This is a genomic window from Martinezella lusitana (genome assembly GCF_014207095.1).
GTDB classification, from domain to species: domain Bacteria; phylum Pseudomonadota; class Alphaproteobacteria; order Rhizobiales; family Rhizobiaceae; genus Rhizobium; species Rhizobium lusitanum_B.
The window spans coordinates 481,993-502,228 of record NZ_JACHBG010000003.1; the positions used below are offsets into that span (position 1 = coordinate 481,993).

Annotated in this window: 18 protein-coding genes; 4 read left to right on the plus strand and 14 right to left on the minus strand. The window is 59.1% G+C overall.

What is annotated here, in order from left to right; all coding sequences use genetic code 11:
* Window positions 1-187: 187 nt before the first annotated feature.
* The 3 genes from GGD46_RS10225 (at window position 188) to GGD46_RS10235 (ending at window position 2,537) form a co-directional block, all read left to right on the plus strand.
* On the plus strand, window positions 188-883 hold the full coding sequence (locus GGD46_RS10225) for a response regulator (RefSeq protein ID WP_184703632.1): 696 nt from the start codon (window positions 188-190) through the stop codon (window positions 881-883).
* Window positions 867-1,925, plus strand: a complete 1,059-nt coding sequence (locus tag GGD46_RS10230; protein WP_184703633.1) for a HAMP domain-containing sensor histidine kinase — start codon at window positions 867-869, stop codon at window positions 1,923-1,925. Before GGD46_RS10225 ends, GGD46_RS10230 begins: the two co-directional genes overlap by 17 nt.
* A gap of 237 nt (window positions 1,926-2,162) precedes the next feature.
* Complete coding sequence (locus tag GGD46_RS10235; RefSeq protein WP_184703634.1) at window positions 2,163-2,537, plus strand: hypothetical protein; 375 nt, start codon at window positions 2,163-2,165, stop codon at window positions 2,535-2,537.
* 19 nt (window positions 2,538-2,556) lie between these two features.
* On the opposite strand, the gene GGD46_RS10240 is transcribed toward GGD46_RS10235, so the two are convergent.
* From GGD46_RS10240 to GGD46_RS10275, 8 genes are all read right to left on the minus strand, one after another.
* On the minus strand, window positions 2,557-3,291 hold the full coding sequence (locus tag GGD46_RS10240) for an ABC transporter ATP-binding protein (protein ID WP_184703635.1): 735 nt from the start codon (window positions 3,289-3,291) through the stop codon (window positions 2,557-2,559).
* Entirely contained in the window at window positions 3,288-4,064 is a 777-nt protein-coding gene (locus tag GGD46_RS10245) for an ABC transporter permease (RefSeq protein ID WP_246806260.1), read from the minus strand. The genes GGD46_RS10240 and GGD46_RS10245 overlap by 4 nt, the downstream gene beginning before the upstream one ends.
* On the minus strand, window positions 4,057-4,902 hold the full coding sequence (locus GGD46_RS10250) for an ABC transporter permease (protein ID WP_184703636.1): 846 nt from the start codon (window positions 4,900-4,902) through the stop codon (window positions 4,057-4,059). The genes GGD46_RS10245 and GGD46_RS10250 overlap by 8 nt, the downstream gene beginning before the upstream one ends.
* Window positions 4,903-4,914: 12 nt before the next feature.
* Window positions 4,915-5,970, minus strand: coding sequence for an ABC transporter substrate-binding protein (locus GGD46_RS10255; protein ID WP_184703637.1), 1,056 nt, complete (start codon window positions 5,968-5,970; stop codon window positions 4,915-4,917).
* 125 nt (window positions 5,971-6,095) lie between these two features.
* The gene (locus tag GGD46_RS10260; protein WP_184703638.1) at window positions 6,096-6,434 is read right to left on the minus strand and encodes a ferredoxin family protein; all 339 of its coding nucleotides are present in this window, start codon (window positions 6,432-6,434) and stop codon (window positions 6,096-6,098) included.
* Window positions 6,431-7,996, minus strand: a complete 1,566-nt coding sequence (locus GGD46_RS10265) for an FAD-dependent oxidoreductase (protein ID WP_184703639.1) — start codon at window positions 7,994-7,996, stop codon at window positions 6,431-6,433. The genes GGD46_RS10260 and GGD46_RS10265 overlap by 4 nt, the downstream gene beginning before the upstream one ends.
* 328 nt (window positions 7,997-8,324) lie before the next feature.
* Entirely contained in the window at window positions 8,325-9,353 is a 1,029-nt protein-coding gene (locus GGD46_RS10270) for an NADP-dependent oxidoreductase (protein ID WP_184703640.1), read from the minus strand.
* A gap of 74 nt (window positions 9,354-9,427) precedes the next feature.
* Entirely contained in the window at window positions 9,428-10,270 is an 843-nt protein-coding gene (locus GGD46_RS10275) for a VOC family protein (RefSeq protein ID WP_184703641.1), read from the minus strand.
* Window positions 10,271-10,701: 431 nt separating this feature from the next.
* Between GGD46_RS10275 and GGD46_RS10280 the strand changes: the two genes are divergently transcribed.
* The gene (locus GGD46_RS10280; RefSeq protein ID WP_184703642.1) at window positions 10,702-11,235 is read left to right on the plus strand and encodes an OsmC family protein; all 534 of its coding nucleotides are present in this window, start codon (window positions 10,702-10,704) and stop codon (window positions 11,233-11,235) included.
* Between the two features lie 54 nt (window positions 11,236-11,289).
* Here GGD46_RS10280 and GGD46_RS10285 read toward each other — a convergent pair whose 3' ends face one another.
* The 6 genes from GGD46_RS10285 to GGD46_RS10310 form a co-directional block, all read right to left on the minus strand.
* Complete coding sequence (locus GGD46_RS10285; protein WP_184703643.1) at window positions 11,290-13,014, minus strand: peptidoglycan D,D-transpeptidase FtsI family protein; 1,725 nt, start codon at window positions 13,012-13,014, stop codon at window positions 11,290-11,292.
* Between the two features lie 168 nt (window positions 13,015-13,182).
* Window positions 13,183-14,289, minus strand: a complete 1,107-nt coding sequence (locus tag GGD46_RS10290; protein WP_184703644.1) for an ABC transporter ATP-binding protein — start codon at window positions 14,287-14,289, stop codon at window positions 13,183-13,185.
* The gene (locus GGD46_RS10295) at window positions 14,289-16,883 is read right to left on the minus strand and encodes a GH116 family glycosyl-hydrolase (protein ID WP_246806261.1); all 2,595 of its coding nucleotides are present in this window, start codon (window positions 16,881-16,883) and stop codon (window positions 14,289-14,291) included. Before GGD46_RS10295 ends, GGD46_RS10290 begins: the two co-directional genes overlap by 1 nt.
* 17 nt (window positions 16,884-16,900) lie before the next feature.
* Entirely contained in the window at window positions 16,901-17,740 is an 840-nt protein-coding gene (locus tag GGD46_RS10300; RefSeq protein WP_246806262.1) for a carbohydrate ABC transporter permease, read from the minus strand.
* A gap of 8 nt (window positions 17,741-17,748) precedes the next feature.
* On the minus strand, window positions 17,749-18,657 hold the full coding sequence (locus GGD46_RS10305) for a carbohydrate ABC transporter permease (RefSeq protein WP_184703646.1): 909 nt from the start codon (window positions 18,655-18,657) through the stop codon (window positions 17,749-17,751).
* Between the two features lie 121 nt (window positions 18,658-18,778).
* Window positions 18,779-20,062, minus strand: coding sequence for an ABC transporter substrate-binding protein (locus tag GGD46_RS10310; protein ID WP_184703647.1), 1,284 nt, complete (start codon window positions 20,060-20,062; stop codon window positions 18,779-18,781).
* Window positions 20,063-20,236 lie beyond the last annotated feature (174 nt).

The window sequence follows — 20,236 nt, forward strand, 5'->3', positions numbered from 1 at the left end:
TCGGGCTACTGTCTTCGTGCGATTCCGGGCGGAAAACTGCCGCGCACTTATCCGGGAATTGCTCTATCTGACACCAAACAGGAGAAGCGTTGCGGTTCGATGGAGTGTATGTGGAGGTTTCGTGGAGATGCGAAATGAATGTTGACGGCCAGCGTCGCGGGGCCTTTTCTCGGGGCCGGAGGTGCGAATGGAAAACGCTCTTGTACTGATCATTGAGGACGAACCGGAAATTTCCGATATCCTCGAACGCTATTTCGAACGCGAGGGGTTCCGCGTTCTGACTGCATCGGATGGCGAGATCGGGCTTTCCCATCACCAGCGTCTGAGGCCCGATCTGGTCGTGCTGGATGTCAAGCTGCCCAAGCTCGATGGTTACGCGGTCCTTGCTGCGATCCATAAGCGCGGCACCACGCCGGTCATCATGGTGACCGCGCTTGCCGATGATGTGGACAGGCTGCAGGGCCTGCGTGCAGGCGCCGACGACTATGTGGTGAAGCCATTCAACCCGGCCGAGGTCGTCGCCCGAGCCCGCGCGATCCTCAGGCGCTCCGTCAGCGGCGGCATGGCGAACAAGGTCCTGCGGGTTGGACGGTTATCGATCGATCCTGTTGCGCATGTGGCGTCGGTCGACAACGGCGATGGTCGGATTGTTCTGCCCTTGACCCGAACCGAGTTTCGGATTCTCGAATTCATGGCCGGTTATCCGAACCGGGCCTTCGAAAGAGGTGAGATTATCGATGCCTGCCTTCCAGAAGGTGACGCGCTTGACAGGACGGTGGACAGCCACATGAGCAAGCTTCGCAAGAAGCTGGATGCGGTTGGCGTCGGCAACCTCCTCAACGGGGTCAGGGGAGTAGGCTACCGCCTTGGCGACCTTGGTTAAAAACAGCCTCAATCGGCAGATCGTCTGGTCGACGACGATCGTCGCGTTCGTATCCCTGTCGGTCATGTTCTTCGGCTTCCTGATCTACGGTTGGGTCTGGGATTGGCTCTTTCCTGGGCCCGCCACGGCAGAGGAATGGGCGCCGACCGACTTCGTCGTTCTTGCTATCAATGTGGCGATCGGCCAGGCGGTGGGCGCCTATGTCGGGTGGCGGCTTGCCCGGCGGCTGGTCAAGCCGCTCATCGCGGTTGCGGAAACGGCTCGGACCATAGCCGAGGGAGATTTTACCGGCCGCGCCACGGGGCAGGGCACATTCGGTGAGGCGGATCGGCTGATCGAAGATTTCAACCAGATGGCGGAGAAGCTCCAGAGGGCAGAAAAGGAGCTCCTATACTCGAATTCCGCCATCGCCCATGAGCTTCGCACGCCGCTGACGATCCTTCGGGGGCGGATGCAGGGGCTTGCCGACGGCGTCTTTGAGCCAAGCCAGGATGTTTTTCTCGGCCTGGTCAAACATATTGATTCCCTCACTCGCATCGTCGACGATCTCAAGACACTTTCGCTGATGAATGCGGGCCGGATGGAGCTGCAGGTGTCGCGTTTCGATTTGGCTGCCGAAGTTGGCGATACCGTCGATACGATGAGGCCGACTCTGTCGGCACAGCGGCTCGAAATCGTAACGGACTTGCGCAGCGCGTCGATCATCGCGGACCGGGCGCGGCTTCGGCAGGTCGTTCTCGCGTTGATCGACAATGTGGCGCGTTATGCACCAGCGTCGCGGCTGGAGGTCAAGACCTTCATGAAGGGCGGATTCGCAATCCTGCAGATTTCGGACAGCGGCCCCGGAATGACCCCCCTTGAGTTGGAATACGCCTTCGAGCGCTTCTGGAGAGCCGACGAGGCGCGGAGCAGGAGGGCTGGAGGGTCTGGTCTCGGTCTCTCCGTCGTCAAGGCAATCGCCGAGGCGCATGGTGGAAAAGCCTCAATCGAAAGCCGCAAAGGCGGCGGGACGACCGTCCGCTTCACCGTTCCGCGTTATTAAACCGGCACAATCCCGGAGCGCTTGCGCATTTCTTTCCCCGGATCGTGAGTGCGCGCTATCTTCCCGTTTCCTCACGCATTCCGGACCTAAGTCCGCCTCGCAGTTTTCCTGCGAATACGGCAGGGCATCGTCTGACGGCACAAATTCTTGACGCGCCCTCGACGCGATCTTCACACAGCTTCGTCAAAACAGCGGCCGGAAAGGATCCGTCTCATTTTCAGGACAGGCTGAAGGAAGATGAAACCAGAAACCGGTTCGGACATGTTGGAATTCCTTGACGCCATCCATCGCAAGGGTCTGCTGGAGTTCTCCGGCAATCGCACCCCGGATGCTGAAACCGGACTGCTGTTGAAGCATGCGCTTGAATCCTCGCTCATTCGCGCGGGCGACGCCCATGGGCAATTCGGCCTTTGCTTCGTGTTGACGGGAAAAGGGCGGCACGCTCTCGGCTTGAAAGCCGATGTCCGAGAGAACGATGCCGCAGACGAGACACTCGATGTAGGTTCCAGGCGTAGAGAAATCCTCGCAATTATCTTCCGCCTCACGCCCGCCATATGTTTCATTGGCGTGCTTTGCGGGATCGTTCTTTCGCTCCTTATCGTAAGAAGATAGGCCCCATCTTCCCGGGCAGTCACATAAGTATGCTGAGGCAATGCTTCTTCAAATTTGCCAGCAGAACGCCGTTGCGATCCCGAGGTCGCGGGAGCGCGACGTCGATGGTCTCGCGTATTCGACCCGGATTGGGCTCCATGACGATAACATGATCGGCAAGATAAAGGGCTTCCTCGACATCGTGCGTGACGATGATGATCGAGACTTGGTTTCTTTCCCATATTGACAGTAATTCGTCCTGAAGACGCATCCGAAGGATTGAGTCGAGTGCGCCGAAAGGCTCGTCCATCAGAAGAGTATCGGGCTCCTGCGCAAGGGCGCGTGCGATTGCTGCTCGCTGTGCCATCCCTCCCGACAACTGGCGCGGATAGGCCTTCGAGAATTCGGCGAGCCCTACCAGCTCGATATAATGCTTGGCTTTTTCCTGACGCTGGCGGGCAGTAAGATCGCTATTGTCGAAGGCGAGGGCGACATTTCCCTCAACGGTAAGCCACGGAAAGAGGCGATGGTCCTGGAATACCATGCCGACCTTGGTTCGGGATGCCGCCTGCGTATCGCAGACGATCGATCCTCGAAAATCGTTATCAAGGCCCACGATGAGGCGCAGCAAGGTTGACTTGCCGCATCCCGATGCGCCGACCATTGCGACGATCTCGTTGCGGCGCACGGTGAAATTGATGTCCTTCAGGACCGGCCGCGCAACGCCATCAAGGGAATAGGCTTTGCTGACATGTTCAATCGATAGCGCATTCATCGCTGTTCTTTCGTCCAGGGAGAGAGGGATGCCGCAACAAGACGGACGGAGTAGGTGAGCAGAACGCCGCCGACCGCGAGCGCGATGACGCCAACGAGAACGATATCCATTCTGAACTGGTCGCGCGCGCTTGCGAGATAGCTGCCGAGTCCACGCCCGTTCCCTACGGCATATTCCGCACCGATTGTTCCGATCCAGGCTGAGAGTATGGCGATCTGCAGGCCGAGATAGATGCTGGGGAGGGCGGCGGGGAAATAGAGCTGCCGGATGCGCGTGCCGCGACGCAGGTTCAGGACGTTCGCGACGTCGATCAGTGCCGGAGGAACCTGGCGAACGCCTTGCTCCGTCGCAAGAAAAAGTGGAAAGAAGGTGGAGAGAACCGTAAAAACGATCTTCGTGCCTTCGCCATTGCCGAACCACGCCGTTAATAGAGGGATCCAGGCGAAGAGTGCGACCTGTCTGACGGTATGGATACCCGGTGATATGCTCAATGCTATGGCACGGGATGTTCCCGCGAGATAGCCGAGAACGATGCCGATCGTACTGCCGGTCACGCTCCCGATCAGCACACGCAACAGGCTTGCAAGAAGAGAGGGCCAGAGTTCGCGTCCCGAGGGATCCAGAAACGGCACTTCAAGTACCTGCAGAGGCGTGACGGCCATCGGACCGGACAGAACGCCCGCCGCTGCCGATGCCCACCAGATGAGAGCCGCCGTCAGGGGAATGATAGCCCCGCGCGGGATCCACGCCGGAAGCCTGAGGCTCTCAGACATTGGCGGCACTCCCGTTGCGCACGGCCGTCTCAGCCATTTTCAGCAGCAGGTCCAGTCCGAAGCCGACGGCGCCGACGATGATCATGCCGACAATTACGATGTCGAGCTGGAACAGCGTTCGTCCCCAAACCATCATGTAGCCAAGGCCATCCGTTCCCGCGAGCATTTCGACGACGATCAGGGAAACGAAAGCCTGGCTGAGGGAAAGCCTCACGCCGCTCGCGATGAATGGCGCCATTGCCGGCATTATCAGCTTGAAGAAGCGGGTTCTGGCGCGAAGGCCGAGTACGTCGGCAACCTCGCTCAATCTCGTCGGAATATTCCTAGCGCCCTCGGCCGTGCTGATGGCCATGGGCACGAAGCAGGCCTTCGCCAGAATGACGATCTTCAGGCTTTCCTCTATTCCAAGCAGGAGTATCAGGATCGGCAACCAGCCGAGGGACGGCACGGCGGCCAGCGCCCGGAAGGATGGCCCGAAATAGGCATCGGCCGTCGCGGATCGGCCAATAAGAAGGCCGAAAAGGAAGCCGAGCGACGCTCCGATCAGGAAACCTTCGGCGATGCGTTGGAAGCTGATGAGGGCGGCCGTGAGAATGTCGCCGCTCGCCAAAAGCTCGAGAAATGTTCGGAGCACCAGATCCGGCGGTGGCAACACTTGCAACGAAACCCATCCCTCCGCGGCGCTGATCCACCAGAGAGAGAGGGCAAGCGCCGGAGCAGTGAGAACGAGCAATACTGTGGCTATCGTTCGATGCCAATCCGGCCGCCATGGTCCCGGCCGAACGTCCGAGGCCTTTCCCGAAAGGGAAAGATCATCCTGTGCTTCGAACGTTGCCATGATCTGCTCCCGTCAGTTTTCGAGGCTGCCGGCGGCAGAGCGATCAGGCCAGAGAGCCTGGAGCTTGAGCGATGCGACGGCATTGTCGATGAAGCTGCGGTCGACCCAGGTTTTGAGATCGATATCGCGGCGAATGAGCTTCTGCTCGCGGTCGAAGGCAATGCCGCTCTGGTAGCGAGCGACGAAGAAATCATCGAGGCGCGGATTGTACTTCTGTCGGAGCGGGCTTCCGGCGTTGGATTTGCGGAGCACTTCGATAGGTGTGCCGGCGCGCGACCAGATCTGATAGGCCTCATCGCGGTTCTTGTCGTCGGCAAGCCACTGCGCCGCCTTGACGAAGCCGGTCACGACTTTCTGTGTGGCCTCAGGATAGGCCTTGCGAAACTTGTCGGTTGCAAGAAATGCGCCAAAGCCTTCTCCGCCAACACCCGCATCGGAAGACTTGTAGAAGATCTTCGCGACGCCCTTGTCCTCAAGCGGAAGCAGGAAATCCGCTCCAAACACCGCATCGACGCTCTTGGCCGCGATGGCCGCGAGCTGATCGGCATTCTTCAGGTCGACGATGGTGACGTCCTTTTCGGAGAGCCCGGCATTCTTCAGCGCTGTAATCAGCCCCCAATGAATGATGGTGGCCTTCTGAATCGCGACCTTCTTGCCCTTGAGATCCGCAATCGATTTGATGTCGAGGTCGGGTCGTGCCGCACCGAAGATGGCGGTGCCGCCATAGGAGGCGAGGATGACGGTGTCCAGCCCATTCGCCTTGCCGATGATGTTCGGCACGGCGCCATAGGAGGCAAAATCGAGCTGCCCGTTGGAGAGCGCTTCGTTGATGGCCGGGCCGGTGCCGGTGAAATAGGTGAACTCGATCTTGGTGGGCGTGCCCTTGAATTCATCGGCGATAAAGCCCTTGGCATCGGCGATCGCCTGCAGGCCCACGCCGAACGGCGTGCCGAACCCAAAGCCTACATCACCGAAACGAATGGTGGCTGGTGCATCCTCCGCTTGCGATGGCGCTGCGCTCCAAGCGACCGCGGCTGCGAGCAACAGGGACGAAAAAAGTCTGCGCATAGTTTTCTCCAGTTCGAGCATGATGCCCAAAAGTGTTAGCGGTTTTCGGGCGAAATCATGTTGTAAGCATTTGATTCTATAGTGGATTCTGATATTATTTCGCCTCGACCTAGCATCGTCCGGCTCTAGGGAATAATCGTGCCGGCCTCGAAGATCCGGTAACTCATGTCGCCAGCCGTTCCGCGTGGCTTTGCGTTCTTCCACCCCATCTCGCGGCGGAAGCTGCCCATGACGCCGCGCGCCACGAGATCCGCTTCCGTTGCGCCTTCGATGCTTTCGGAAAGCGGGGAGACGTAAAGCGCATCGGTCGGGCAGAAAAGCTCGCAGAGAAAGCATGTCTGGCAATCTGCCTGGCGCGCGATGACAGGCACTCCGTCGGCAACCGCATCGAACACATTGTCCGGGCAGGCCTCCACGCAAAGATCACATTTGACGCAGCGGTCTGCGCTCACGATTTCGATCATGATGCTTCACTCATTACTTGGATGTCGGTCTGAAAGGCTGCCCAGAGGCCATCGGTGCCGCCGGTCTCGATCGTGCGCAGCAGGGTTGGGTCTTCACTCGGAAAGTCCGGTCGTCGCTGAAGACCGCGGCTTTCCTTGCGCAAAAGCGCGCTTTCGGTCGACCATCGTGCGGTGGCAATGAACGCTTCGGCTTCTCGTGCCCGGGCATTTCCAGCCGAGCGCCAGCTGCGATCGTCCCAAAGCGCGCGCAGATCTTTCGACGCCGCTTCCAGCGTCGACTGGGTTCTGAAGAATCCGCCATCGAGAGGAAGAATATGGCGTTTGGCCACCTCGATCACGGCCAGAACATCCGAGGCGTCGTTCGACGCGGTCCCCTTGGCAGGATCGGTGACGCGGGTAGTGCGCCTTGTTCGCCAGTTTCTTCCCAGCGCGCGAGCGAACCTCGCCGCGTCTTCGCCGGCCCAGGAGCCCGTCGCCATCGCCCAGCTGGAATTCGGCCCGCCACCTCCCGAGGTCGCGCCGGACATTCCCTGCCGGTTTGCCGCATCCCCGGCGGCGAAAAGGCCCGGAATCGTCGTCGACGACCGATCATTGATCTTAAGGCCGCCGGTCCCGCGAACGGTTCCTTCGTGACGCAGGGTAATGGGGAACCGTTCGGTGAACGGATCGATACCCATTCTGTCGAACGGGACGAAGATATTGGGCTGGCCGCGGCGAAAACCCTCCTGGAGCCGGGGCGGGGCCTTGTCGAGCACGGCATAGACAGGCCCATTGATGAGTTCGCGCGCGACGACGCTCTGGCGGTCGCCGCTCGACCCAAGGACATTTCCCTGCTCGTCGCTGAACGTCCCCCAGAAATAGACCACGCCTTTCGTCACGCTGGAATAGGCCGGAGAGATGCCGTACTGGGCGGAAAACTCCATTCCCGACAGCACAGCACCTGCCTCTGCGGCCATCAGATAGCCGTCGCCGGTCAGATTGTTGGTGCCGAGCGCCCCGCTGAGGAAGGCACAGCCGCCCGTCGCGATAACGATGGCTCCGGCCCTGATCTCCAAGGTTTCTCCGGAGCGACGAAATCGAGCAAGTGCACCGGCCACGATCCCGTCGGACATCAGCAGCTCTTCCGCTGGACAGTGGTCGATGACCTTCACGCCGGCCTTGATGAGCTTCTGGCGCATGAAACGAAGATAGTCCGGTCCGCGCAGCATACCCCGATAAGGCCGTCCGTCTTCATATTGAGGGAAGTCGTATCCCCATTCGGCAAGTAAATTCAGGTTCTCGAAGGTGCGGTCGAGAACACGTTCGATGCGGTCGGGTTCGGAGAAACCATGACCGAGCCTAATCCGCTGGGCGACGGTGGCGGCTCGCTCGGATGTACCTCGCTTCGTGTAGATCGTCGTGGTATTGCCGGCGGCGGTCGCGCCGCTCGTACCGACATAGCCTTTTTCGATCAGAACGACGTTCGAGCCGTTCGATACCGCGTTCCATGCAGCCCAGCATCCTGCCGGGCCGCCGCCGATGACAAGAACGTCGGTATCCAAATGCACTGCTGCAACAACCATGATCCCTCACTTTCTATTTAAACTACTAAATTTATAGGATTTATCTAGAAGGTTTTGTGCCGAACGACGGCCCCTGAGGAGAAAATTATGCTAAACGCCGGCGGGTGAAGGAGGCGAGCGCTAACCTTAGGAAGTAAAAGGAGAATTTTGTGTAGGCGCCCGCCAAAGGCGCAGCTCTCAGGACTGGGTTGCCCAGCCTTGCGGAGAAACGCAGATGCGCGCGGCCTGTCACTGCGCGATCGCTAAATCGCGTTTATTCGGATCGAAATGCCGTGAAAGCTGGCAACGATTGACCACGCCGGCTTCCACGATACGGCAAATGCCAAACTTATTCAGCGATACGCACGATCAACTTGCCAAAGTTCTTTCCTTCCAGAAGGCCGAAGAAGGCTTCTGGCGCATTTTCAAGTCCGTCCACGATATCCTCTTTGTATCTAAGACGGCCCTCGGAAATCCATTTCGTCGCCTCTCGATAGAAGTCGGGGCGCTGATCAACGAATTCGCGCTGTATGAAGCCCCTGATTGTCAGGCTCTGGCGAAGAACGGCGCGCATGACGGTGGGGAGTTGATCATGCCCTTCGGAAGCCGCAGCCCCGTCATTGTAGTGGGCGATCAATCCGCAAACGGGTACGCGTGCGAAGTCGTTCAGCAGCGGGAAGACTGCATTCCAGACATGACCGCCGACGTTTTCGAAATAGATATCGATGCCATTCGGGCAGGCGGCTGCGAGCTGGCTGGCGAAATCGCTCGAGCGGTGGTCGATGGCAGCGTCAAAGCCGAACTCACCGCGAATGTAATCGCATTTGTCTGCGCCGCCGGCGATCCCGACGACCCGTGCGCCGAAGATCTTGGCGATCTGGCCGACCGCGGAACCAACGGCGCCGCTTGCCGCTGCAACCACCAGCGTTTCGCCAGCTTTGGGCTTGCCGATGTTACGAAGCCCCGCATAGGCGGTGAAGCCCGGCATTCCAAGAATGCCGAGAGCGGTGGTGATAGGGGCTGCATCCGGATTGAGTTTGCGTAGTGTGGCGCCGTCCGCGATCGCATGGGTTTGCCAGCCGGAATGCGAGAGGACTATGTCGCCCGGCTTGAATGCCGCATCGCGACTGCTGACGACGCGCGCAACGGTCCCGCCTTCCATGACGCCACCGATTTCGACCGCCTTCGCATAGGATTTTGCATCGTCCATGCGGCCGCGCATATAGGGGTCAAGCGAAAGATAGAGGATCTGGAGTAGAACTTCGCCATCGGCGAGATCGCGAACCTCCTCTCGCTCAAGCCGGAAGTTTGCCGCAACCGGCTTGCCGGACGGACGCGATGCAAGGACGATGCGCGAAGAGGTGGGTTTGCTGGTCATGCCTATGGTTCCTGCTTGCTAGTATCAGAATTCTAACCTGTGACGGAGAGTTCGCCAGCGCAATCGGTGGCGAACTACTCCTTGAACCAGAGCGCAACGCCATTGGCCGCTTCGGCATCGACGAGCAAGCCGCCTTCGAAAGGCCTGGATAAAAAACCTCCACGGGCCAAGGCATCTGCTGCAACCTCAAGCGAGCGGACCGTCAATCCGAGCGCCACCTTGCGCTCGTTGCCGTCAAAGCTCTGCGGGATGGCCGATCCGAAACGCGAATTCGCGCTCTCTTCGGATAGAATGTGAAGAACGGCCGTACCCGCTGGGATGGTGATACCAGCATCGGTCGCTTCCGGCGTTGCCGACGGAAAGCCGTCAAGCAGTTCGATGATCGTTTGTGGTGTGCGGCTCACGATGAAGACATCGCTGATATTCAAGGCGCCGTTCGGATGATCTTGATCGGCGGCGCGCCACACAAGCTCAGGCGTGTTGTGCTGGCAGAAGAAGAAGCGGCCATTGGAAACCACCTCCGCACCGATCTGGAACGTGCGGAAGCTCGCCGGTTTCTGCACGCCGTCGACCTCGACTGGGCGCGAAAAATCCTTCCAGTCGGTGACTGGCTTGCCCGCGCTTGCCAATTCGCGCTGCAGGGCTGCTGCATCGCTGGTGCGAAGGGCAAGGCCATTGAGGCCGGATGGGTAGGACCAAAGATCGGCCCTCTTCTTTTCGCCCTCCGATGGAAAACCGAGAAGCTCCAGATAGTTATCGCGGAAAATGGCAAGATGATTGATGGAGCCGAGGGTGTGGTAGCCGCGTGGGGTCAGTGCAAAGCCGAGCTTGCGATAGATGTCGGCAGCGGTGTCAAGCTTATCGTGTACGCCGATAACAGCGTGATCGAGAATGAGTGGCTGAGCCGTGGCGGGCATGACGGAGGTCTCCGGGCAAAGGGTCTGTTGGATGGCGCTGATCTGGTTGAGGCGGCCTTGAGATCGGGCAGCACATCCGGCAGCAAATGGAAATCTTTAGTCTACTAATTTTGTAATCTATATAGCCTGCCGATTTCGGTGGCGATTCCGATTGATTCCAAAAGAACCCCATGAACGTGGAAAAGAATTCCAGCTGACCAATGCAATGGCAGGTTTAGCTTCAGGATTTTCGCCTTTTCGTCGCTGGAATGTCCGATCGGCAGGACTTTTCTGAAATCCGTCCATTTCGGCAATATTCTTCGCCTTATGTTCGCAATTAGTCTATTAAATTTATAGACTAATTGCTTGCCCCGCGGCTATAAAATGACCGTATCTCCGCTCCGGATGGTGGCGAGGGCGACGGATCGAACCGACAGCAAAGGTAAGCGACAATGACAACTCTGAATGAATATCTCGGGCAGAAGCGGGCAGCGCTGCTAAACCGGCGTGAACGTGTGAAATCGGGAGATCTTGGTGCGGTCACCTTGAAGGCAAGCGCCAGCGCCGAGGGGCGCAGCGGCGTGCGTCGGATCAGAATCCGGGATTTTCAGGTGATTTCCGACAGCCCGCCCGACTTTGCCGGCTACAATCTGGGTCCATCGTCGCCGGAACTGCTGCTTGGCTCACTTTCCAGTTGCCTCACGCATACCTACCTGATCCATGCCTCCGATCAGGGCATACCGTTGGAGTCGCTTCATGCGGAAGTCACGGCTGTGATCGACGCCCGCGCCGGCGCCGAAGGCCATGAAGACGTGCCGGTCTATCCTCAGGATATCAGCTATCTGGTGACGCTGGTTTCTTCCGCAAGTGCGGAGGACATCGCCCGGCTGCAAGCGACTGTGGAGAGGCTATGCCCGATTCTCAACCTGCTGAAACGCGGTAATGAGGTGCATGGACGGGTCGATCACCAACAGCCTGGCGGTTGAAGAGATGGGGAGGTGTCGTAGCGATGAGGTGAGCCGCCGAAAACCGACGGCCACTCAATAGGCGGCAAGGAGATTCGTGCCGAAATCCGGTTCGACGCCTAGGATCGGTGCCGCACGGCTGACGATGTCGTGAACCATCGGTGCTGCGGTTTCGGCAGCGAGGTTCAGGTTGTGTACCCCGGTCAGCGGCTGGTCGATGAAGGCCAGAACCACATATTTGGGGTTCTTCATGGGAAAGGCGGCCAGGAAGGAGTTGAAGCTGAGCTTATGCGAATAGACGCCGTGAATTACCTTGTTTGCGGTGCCCGTCTTTCCGCCGACGTGATAGCCGGGAACATCGGCCATTCTGCCGGTGCCCTGCTCACCGTTCAACTGGAACAGGTAGCGGATGGTATCGCTGGTGCTCTTCTTGACGATTAGCGTTTCCGTTTTTTCTGCCTCTTCCTGCGTGCGCGGAAGGAAAGTGGGCTCGATCAGCTTGCCGCCGTCAATCAGCGCCGCGCCCGCGACGGCGGTCTGCATCGGCGTGGTGGCGACGCCGTGGCCGAACGCTATGGTTATGGAGTTGAGCTTCTTCCAAACTTTTGGCTGGCTGGGCGTTTTCACCTCAGGCAGTTCCGTCTGCATTTTCGACAACAGTCCGAAACGGGTCAGATAGGCCTTCTGATCGCTCATGCCCACCTTTTCCATCATCTTGGCCGTGCCGATGTTGGACGAATAGCGGAAGATTTCCGGGATCGACAGGACACGCCGCGGCACGTCGCGGTCGTCATGGATCGTGAAGCCGCCGTAATGCAGAGGAGCGCTGGCGTCGAAAGTGTCCGACAGCTTGACCGTACCCGTGTCGATGGCCAGTGCGATTGAGAAGGTCTTGAATACCGAGCCCATCTCGTCGGTGCCGTTCGACATGCGGTTCAACCAACCCTTGTCGCCGTCCGCCTGTGGATCGTTCGGATCGAAATCGGGCGCAGAGGCCATGGCCAACACTTCGCCGGTGTGGATGTCAAGAATGACAGCACCGGCCGCCTGACTCTGATAGCGGCCGAGCGCATCCGACACCACGTCATGGACGATGCTTTGGACGCGCAGGTCCACCGAAAGTTTGACGGGCTGCAGCGTATCCTGGCTCGTCAGGCCGGTGGAGTCGAGATCCGACAGGCCCTGCATGTCAAGATACTTCTCCATTCCGGCCACGCCATGATTGTCGATATCGACATAGCCGAGAATGTGCGCGGCCGTGCGTCCGCCGGGGTAGAAGCGTTTGACCTCCGGTCGGAAGCCGATTGCAGGAATGCCGAGCGCCAGAATTTCGCTTTGCTGTTTCGGCGTCAGCTGGCGGCGTAGCCACGCGAAATGCGAGCGGTGGTCGGCCAGCTTCTTGTAAAGCGATTTGCGGTCAATATCGGGAAAGACCGTTGCAATCTTTTCGACTGCTTCGTCTGCGTCGACGACGCGGTTTGGCTCGGCGAACATCGAGACGGTGCGGATGTCTGTTGCCATCAGCTCGCCGTTTCGGTCGACGATATCCGGGCGGGCGGCGGTCACTCGCTCGGGCGGGATCGATGAGGTGTCATCCTTCGGTAGCATACCGAACAATGTAAGCCTGGCGAAGATCACGGCATAGACCATGATCAGGCCGCCGCAGAGTATTACGATGCGAGTTTTTGCAAGCTTGCTTTTTCCCGTGGCCTGCATCGGCCGGCGCCCGCGCGATCCCGGACCGAAGGTGAGCCTGACGAGGCGGCCGCTATTTGCGCTTAAAGCATGAATGATCGACATTATCGACTTATTCGCGTGAGCTGGAAAAGCGGACGTGCCTTTCGATCAGAGATTCATAAGGCAAAGATGGTTAACAGGGCCCTAATATTAAGGGAGCCTTCCCATCCATTTCGAAGGTTCCGGTCATCAGCCGCCTGGTTTTCCCAAACGATGTTTAAGCTCACGGGATCAGCCCACATAGGCGCTTCGCCAGTCGCTCGTGGCGCCGATGACCGATCCGTGTTCGTCGAAGAGATGAACAAAGGTTTCGCGGATCGAGGCGGGGATCCAGTCACCGCTTCGCGCCGGACTGATACCTCGCTGCGCGATCGTGAAGGGCTGGCCGTTCGCTGTCTCGGCATGGATGATGGTCTCGGATCCCAGGATTTCGGTGCTGTTGACAGCGACCTTGAAGGAACTCTCACCGACCTCCGCATGTTCAGGGCGGATGCCGAGCGTTACCGGTGCTCCGTGAGGCAAGGCGATAGGCCGCTCGCGAGCGAGGGGCACATGCAAACCACCATCGAGGTCGACGCCAACATGCTCGCCGCTGCGCGCCAGTTTTCCCTGCAAAAGGTTCATAGGCGGCGCGCCTAGGAACCGTGCGACAAAGAGATTTTTCGGGCGTGCATAGAGTTCCATCGGCGGCCCGACCTGCTCGATCCGCCCTTCGTTCAGGACGACGATCTGGTCGGCCATGGTCATTGCCTCCACTTGATCGTGCGTGACATAGATCATGGTGGATCCAAGCCGGCGGTGCAGGGCGGTAAGCTCGCCGCGCATCTTGACCCGCAATTCGGCGTCGAGATTGCTCAGCGGCTCGTCGAAGAGAAAGGCCTTTGGCTCCTTGACGATGGCGCGACCGATGGCGACGCGCTGGCTCTGACCACCTGAAAGCTGGCTGGGGCGTCTCGAAAGCAGATGTTCGATCTGCAGAATTTCCGCCGCCTTGGCGACGCGGGCACCGATTTCCGCCTTTGGCAACCTCTGGTTCTCCAGACCGAACCGCAGGTTCTGTTCCACGCTCATATGCGGATAGAGTGCATATGACTGGAACACCATCGCCATGCCACGGGCAGAGGGAAGCAGATGATCGCATCTGGCGCCATCGATGCGAATTTCTCCAGAGGAAATCTCCTCCAGACCAGCCATCATGCGCAGGAGCGTGGACTTTCCACAACCGGATGGGCCGACGAATACGGTGAACGAACCATCGGCGATGGCCAGATCGATGCCGTGAATGACCTCCAGGCTCTGGAACGCCTTGCGGACCGATTTCAGTTCGATGCCTGCCATTATCCCATCGCTCCGATTTCGATCGACTGGCCTGCAGCAATGTGGCGGCGGTCGCCGAGTTGCCGGATGTGGTCACCGACTGCGATTTCACCGATGTCGAGGCTGCCGCCGAGAACGTTCAGACTGACCGTCCCGCTCCGCCGCGTCAACGTGCCGAATCCCGTCCCGGCCGACCAGAACAGGCGATAGTCGCCGTCAACCTTTGGTTTGAAGGTCACCCGGCCCGAAACCATGTCGGCCTGCAGGCCGGAAAACGCGTTGACCAGCTGCCAGGCCGACATCGAACGCGCGTAGTAAGAGCCGCATTCAATGTCGTTCCACGGATTGCGTTTGCTCCCATCGTGGCGATCGCGCGCGCCGCGGACGATGTCCAGTCCTTCTTTGATCAATCCATGCATGATCATGTGCGAGGCGGACATATATTCAATGCCTGTCCAGACCTCCTCAGCGTAAGGAGCCGCCACCATCGGCTGGCGGATGCCCTCGGGATAGGTTGCAATCAGCAAGCCGGCCTCGTCCTCGAAGGCATAGTTGCGGCAGGGGTTGAAATGATCCCTGAGCGTCGGGCGGAAATTGTTGGCGTGGACTGACGAGAGTGCCGTCTGCACCTTGCCCGCATCGAGAAAACCGCCGATCCCGGCAACTTCCGCATGCCATTGCCCAAGGATCTGGTCGGAGATGCAGCCTTCGCCCATCTGATATTTGAGCTCGGAAAACTCTTCCGACCAATAAGTTTCCATGAAACCATCCGCGAGCACGCCGGCCGCACGGCCAACATCGAAGGGGATCAGGACGCCCTTATCGGACAGATCGATCTTCTGGATGAACCAGCGGCCATTGAAGAGCGCATCGTCGATATAGGCGGCTCCCGCCTTGCCCATGCGTGCCGTCTTTTCCGAAAGGTCGGTATCGCCCAGAGCCGCCGCCATTTCGGACGTGGCGAGAAGTGCGGCGACATATATCGTGCCGAGCCAGGAGTTCGGGCCGAACAGTTCCATGTCCAGCGTCTGGTGCTGCCTGCCCGACAGGATGCCCGTCGCATCGGGATCCCACCGGTCCGGATTGGCCGGCGACCAGGCATATTCGATGGCGCGTTTGACGTTCGGCCAGTAGCGACGCAGCCAGTCCGTGTCACCGGAAAGCTTCCAATCGCGATAGGTCTTGACGATCGCGCCGAAATGGCCGTCGGCACAGGGGCCGATAATATCGAAGCTGGAACCGAGCGGCAGTTTCTGACGGAAGGTGAGGCCACCTGTCGGCAGCTGGTTATAGGTAAATTCCGTTTCCCGGAGCGTGCGCTCGATTGCGGGGAAAAGATGGGCGAGCGCCTGCTGGTAGTTCCAGACATGCGTGCAGGATCCTTCGCAGGAGCCGTCATTGGTATGCTGCCCTTCCCAGGCCCAAAGCTCGCCGTTTTCGAGACGAATGCAGGTCGCGGTGCGCAGGAGCGCAAGCGTTGCGCTGGCAGCGTCCTTCACTTCTGCCGGCAATGTGGTGTCGAAAAGGCCATCTCGGAAAGAGGTTGTTGCTGCGGCTAATGCGTCCCAGCGCTTGAGCGCATCGCTGGCGCTGGCGTTCGAGCCCGGCCACTGTGTCGCGTAGTAGTTTTTCCAGCTCGGCGTCTGCCGTTCGGGAATGATGCCGTCCGGCTTGTCGCGATAGGCCCAGTAGACATCGCCCTCCGGAAAGTTCCAGGAAATCACAAATCGTACCGCCTTGCGGCCACCTGGCGGGACGGTTACGCGCGCGCCGAGCGTACCGTGTTCCGGCTGCTGGCTCATGTGTTTGGATGTTCTCGGCTCGTCGTAGTGCCGTTTCGGCAGGCGGCCGGGCCGGGCGAACTCTTTCCAGTAGACCGCGAGATCGTCAAACCACTGGCCGCGATAGTGATGATCGGTGTGATCGACATCTTCGGCGTCCGTCGCGATCGTCAGGTCGCCGCGTTGCGTTGGCGGGAGGCCCTTGTCGGAAGACGTCAGATGCAGGCTGCTGATACCGTCCTGCTGCCGGAAACTATGCGTGCCGCTATTGGCGCCGTAATTGCCGAGCGTGCCGGCAAGTGTGTAGGTGAGCGCGTCGGCGGTGTCGTTGACGATCTCGAATTCGAACATCGCGACCGGCATCGAGGAGTCGCGGTCATTGTGCGGAATGAACGGGCTGAGAGCCGTCATCCGCACGCCGCCTGGGAAGTGTTCGTCGCTGAAGACCAGATCGGCAATCGGGAAGCGGCCGTAGAAATCGACCTTACTGAAATGCGGGACGCCGACCAGGGTTTGCCGATTGGCACCGTGGCCGAAGCCGTCGAACATCTTGCGGATACCAGGTGCACCGGAAGGGTTGAGATCATAGGGACCGTTCAGTACTCGCGCATCTACAAGGGTGCCATCCTTCTCGGCCTTGATCGCAAAATGCGAATAGCCGTTATAGCCTTGCAGAGCCGGCCGGTTGCGGATCGACCAGTCGATCAGCCGACCGCTGCCGGAAATGGAAAAGCCACCGGAGCCGATGCCGCCGAGCGGGAAAGCGATGTAGCGCGTGCGTTCTCCCTGATAGGCAAAACGCGGTTCGATGGAAGCAAGGTCGTCCCACATCATAAGCAAATCCCTCGATGTTAATTCTTGATGCCGCTCATCGTGATGCCTTCGATCACGAATTTCTGGGCGATGAGAAAGAGAAGCACGACGGGCAGGACCGACATGCTCATGGCCGCCATGACGACCGAAAGATTGCCTGAGCCCATGTAGCCGCGCAGGACATCCATCGCGACAGGCAGGGTGAGGGACTCATTGGAACTCAGCAGCACCTTGGCCTGGAAATAATAGTTCCAGGTCTGGGTGAAGGTGATGATGCCAAGGGCTGACAAAGCCGGCCGCAGCTGCGGCAGCGAAATACGCCAGAAGATCTTGAGATAGCCGGCGCCATCCATCAGGGCTGCTTCCTCCAGCGCCTTCGGCTGGCTCAGCATGAACTGGCGAACGAGGAAGACGCCGAAGCTGGACGTCAGATACATCAGCGCCAGGCCGATCGGACGGTCGAGCAGGCCAAGCTGCGCATAGCCGATATAGATCGGCAGGATGGTGACCTGAGCCGGGAACATAAGCCCGCAAAGCAGGATGAGGAACAGGGTCTCGCGCCCGCGGAATCGCAGCCGGGCAAAGGCAAACGCCGCGAGCGTGCAGGTGACGAGCTGGCCGCCGGTGACGATGACCGCGATCATGACCGAATTGAAATAGATCTGCAGGAACGGCACACGGGACGCAAGCACAGCCCGGTAGTTGGTAAGATCGAAGCCGGGCGGCAGGAAGCTCGGCGGGAGCTTGTAGGCTTCGCCGACCGGGCGAAACGACATCGAGAACAGCCACAGGAACGGTAGCAGCATGCCGAGCGCAAGAGCCAGCATGACGGCGATGATCGCCCAGTCGATCCAGCGCTTTGCAGCACGCGTTTCCATCGCGCCCATCATTGCTGCACCCATCGGTGCGAGATGATCTGCTGGATGGCAGTGATGATGAGGATGATGACGGTCATGACCACGGAGATCGATGCGGCATAACCAATCTGGAAGCTGCCGAAGCCCTCCTCGACGATCAGGATGGACAGCGAGCGGGTGGAGTCTCCCGGGCCGCCCTGGGTCAGGATCACGATGGATTCGAAGACCTGCAGCGCGCCGATCGAGGCATAGACGATGCAGAAGAACACGACGGGCGATATGTAGGGTAGGGTGATGCGGAAGAACTGCCGCCATGCCGGCGTGCCTTCCATCACGGCTGCTTCCAGGATGTTTTTCGGCACCCCCTGAAGGGCGGCGATGAAGATGATCATGAAGAAGCCGGTGTTCTTCCAGACATCCATGACGATGATCGAGGTCATCGCGTGATTGGCATCCGTCAGCCAGCGCACGCCGGGCAGGCCGATCAGGCGCAAATAGTAGTTTATGACCCCGAGATCATCGCCATAGAAATAGCTCCAGACGATCGACACAAAGGCGGCGGCGATGATGACGGGCAGGAAAAAGGCAAGCCGGAAAAAATAGCGCAGCCAGCCCGGCATCGCTCGATTGAGCGCAAGCGCCAGAATAAGGCCGACCGAAACATTGAAGGTCACGGCAAAGAAGGCAAAGCGCAGCGTGTTCCAGAGGATTTGAAGTGACCGCTGATCGGTAAAGAAGCGCGTGAAATTGTCGAGGCCGACCCACTGCGAACCGAGCATCGGATCATAGTAGGAGAAGGCGAGAATGACGGTCACGATGACAGGCGCGATGACGAAGGTCAGATAGAGCACTGTCGTTGGCAGAACGAAGAGATAGGCCGCGCGCGCCTGCGCTCGGCTTAAGTCGGAAGGGCGGCGTCTTTCTGCGATCACACTCATAGGGATGTTGCTCGAAAGAGTTGAGGAGATTGATTGGTGCACATTGGAAAACCCGCAGGCGCCGATCCTCGGCGCCGCGCAGTCATTGGTTTGAAACGGCGATGCTCGACGGCTGAGAGTCTCAGCCGCCCATCCGTTTCTTCAACCGCTCGAAGGAAGCGTTGAGTTCGGCATCGGCTTGCTTGACGCCATCGGCAATCGAGGTTTCGCCCGCCATCATTGCCGTGTAGTAGCGGATGAAGATCTTCTCGACTTCCTGGAAGTTGGCCGGCGAAGGCACTGCCTTGGTGTCAGGCAGCGTCTGATAATAAAGGGCCGCGCTTGGCGGGAAGCTAAGGAAGGCTTGCGTTTCCGCGGCCGACTTACGCCCCGGCACGCCGCCGCCCTTTTCTCCTTCTTCCTTCTGCGTCGCTTCGCTGGTGAGTTCGAGGACCAGTGCCTTGGCAAGATCGGCCTGCTTCGTGGTCTTTGCGATCGCGTAGCCGCCGAAGCCTATCACCGTGGTATCGCTGACTTTCCGTGGCGGAATGGCTACGTCCATGTTCAGCTTGTTCGTCTTGGCGCTCTGGATAATCCAATGGCCGCGACTGATCATGGCGACCTGGCCGGCCATGAACTGGTTGTCCATCGTATCCTTGCCGGGGATCGGCGAGACGCCGTCGACATGGATCAGATCGTAGAGGAACTGAAGGCTTTCCGAAACTTTCGGATCGAGCATGTTGGAGGCCGTCCAGTCATCGTTGACGACGCCGGTTCCGTTCGAGAAGAACCAGGGCTGGATGAAGAAATTCTGGTTAGGCACCTCATAGCCGAACTGCTTGACGTTGCCCGATGCGTCCTTGACCGTGAGTTTTTTCGCAACGTCGCGAAATTCGCCCCAGGTCCACTTGCCATCCTTCGGATAGGCAATGCCGGCCTTGTCGAACAGATCACGATTGTAATTGATCATGATGTTGTTCCAGCCGATCGGAATGTAGTTGATATTGCCCTTGTAGGTCGACTGCTTGAACAGGCTCGGGGCGAAGTCGGAAAAGTCCGGATTGGCGGCGACGAAGTCGTTGAGCGGCAGGAAGAGGCCACGCGACGAGAAACTCTGGAAGGTCTCGATGGCCGTGCCGTAAACATCCGCCTGCTGGCCGGAATTGAACTGGCCGAAGACCTTGGTCACATAGTCGCCCCAACCCGTGGAAATCGGGTCGACAGACAGCTCGACCTTGACGTTCGGATATTTCTTGTTGAAGCGCGCGATGGCATTGGTCATCGCCGCGAGTTCCGCATCGCCGCCGAAGCCCTGCATCTTGAGCGTTGCCGTGACATCCGATTGGGCAAAGGCACGTCCGACGCCAGCGCCGAGCGCCAGAGCCGCAGACGAAATCAGCAGCGAGCGCCGCGAAAGTTCATGCATGTGATCCTCCCTTGCGCTTTCTCCAGCGCGTTCCCTCTTGTCTGATCGTGGCAGTCGAAACGTTTCGTTTCTAAATTCAAAAATGCCGCGAACCTTGATCCTCCCAGGTTCTGCAGCACCATAATTGCCAAGTCGAAACGTTTCGTATAACAGCATCTCAGAGCCTCCTTGGCA

What these genes read in the sequence shown, in the direction of transcription:
- GGD46_RS10265 (WP_184703639.1), bottom strand. Translation starts at nt 7,996, where the DNA reads ATGGTTGTTGCAGCAGTGCATTTGGATACCGACGTTCTTGTCATCGGC.
- GGD46_RS10280 (WP_184703642.1), top strand. Translation starts at nt 10,702, where the DNA reads ATGACAACTCTGAATGAATATCTCGGGCAGAAGCGGGCAGCGCTGCTA.
- GGD46_RS10235 (WP_184703634.1), top strand. Translation starts at nt 2,163, where the DNA reads ATGAAACCAGAAACCGGTTCGGACATGTTGGAATTCCTTGACGCCATC.
- GGD46_RS10245 (WP_246806260.1), bottom strand. Translation starts at nt 4,064, where the DNA reads ATGTCTGAGAGCCTCAGGCTTCCGGCGTGGATCCCGCGCGGGGCTATC.
- GGD46_RS10275 (WP_184703641.1), bottom strand. Translation starts at nt 10,270, where the DNA reads ATGCCCGCCACGGCTCAGCCACTCATTCTCGATCACGCTGTTATCGGC.
- GGD46_RS10305 (WP_184703646.1), bottom strand. Translation starts at nt 18,657, where the DNA reads ATGAGTGTGATCGCAGAAAGACGCCGCCCTTCCGACTTAAGCCGAGCG.
- GGD46_RS10295 (WP_246806261.1), bottom strand. Translation starts at nt 16,883, where the DNA reads ATGATGTGGGACGACCTTGCTTCCATCGAACCGCGTTTTGCCTATCAG.
- GGD46_RS10310 (WP_184703647.1), bottom strand. Translation starts at nt 20,062, where the DNA reads ATGCATGAACTTTCGCGGCGCTCGCTGCTGATTTCGTCTGCGGCTCTG.
- GGD46_RS10300 (WP_246806262.1), bottom strand. Translation starts at nt 17,740, where the DNA reads ATGGAAACGCGTGCTGCAAAGCGCTGGATCGACTGGGCGATCATCGCC.
- GGD46_RS10270 (WP_184703640.1), bottom strand. Translation starts at nt 9,353, where the DNA reads ATGACCAGCAAACCCACCTCTTCGCGCATCGTCCTTGCATCGCGTCCG.
- GGD46_RS10290 (WP_184703644.1), bottom strand. Translation starts at nt 14,289, where the DNA reads ATGGCAGGCATCGAACTGAAATCGGTCCGCAAGGCGTTCCAGAGCCTG.
- GGD46_RS10240 (WP_184703635.1), bottom strand. Translation starts at nt 3,291, where the DNA reads ATGAATGCGCTATCGATTGAACATGTCAGCAAAGCCTATTCCCTTGAT.
- GGD46_RS10250 (WP_184703636.1), bottom strand. Translation starts at nt 4,902, where the DNA reads ATGGCAACGTTCGAAGCACAGGATGATCTTTCCCTTTCGGGAAAGGCC.
- GGD46_RS10255 (WP_184703637.1), bottom strand. Translation starts at nt 5,970, where the DNA reads ATGCGCAGACTTTTTTCGTCCCTGTTGCTCGCAGCCGCGGTCGCTTGG.
- GGD46_RS10225 (WP_184703632.1), top strand. Translation starts at nt 188, where the DNA reads ATGGAAAACGCTCTTGTACTGATCATTGAGGACGAACCGGAAATTTCC.
- GGD46_RS10285 (WP_184703643.1), bottom strand. Translation starts at nt 13,014, where the DNA reads ATGTCGATCATTCATGCTTTAAGCGCAAATAGCGGCCGCCTCGTCAGG.
- GGD46_RS10260 (WP_184703638.1), bottom strand. Translation starts at nt 6,434, where the DNA reads ATGATCGAAATCGTGAGCGCAGACCGCTGCGTCAAATGTGATCTTTGC.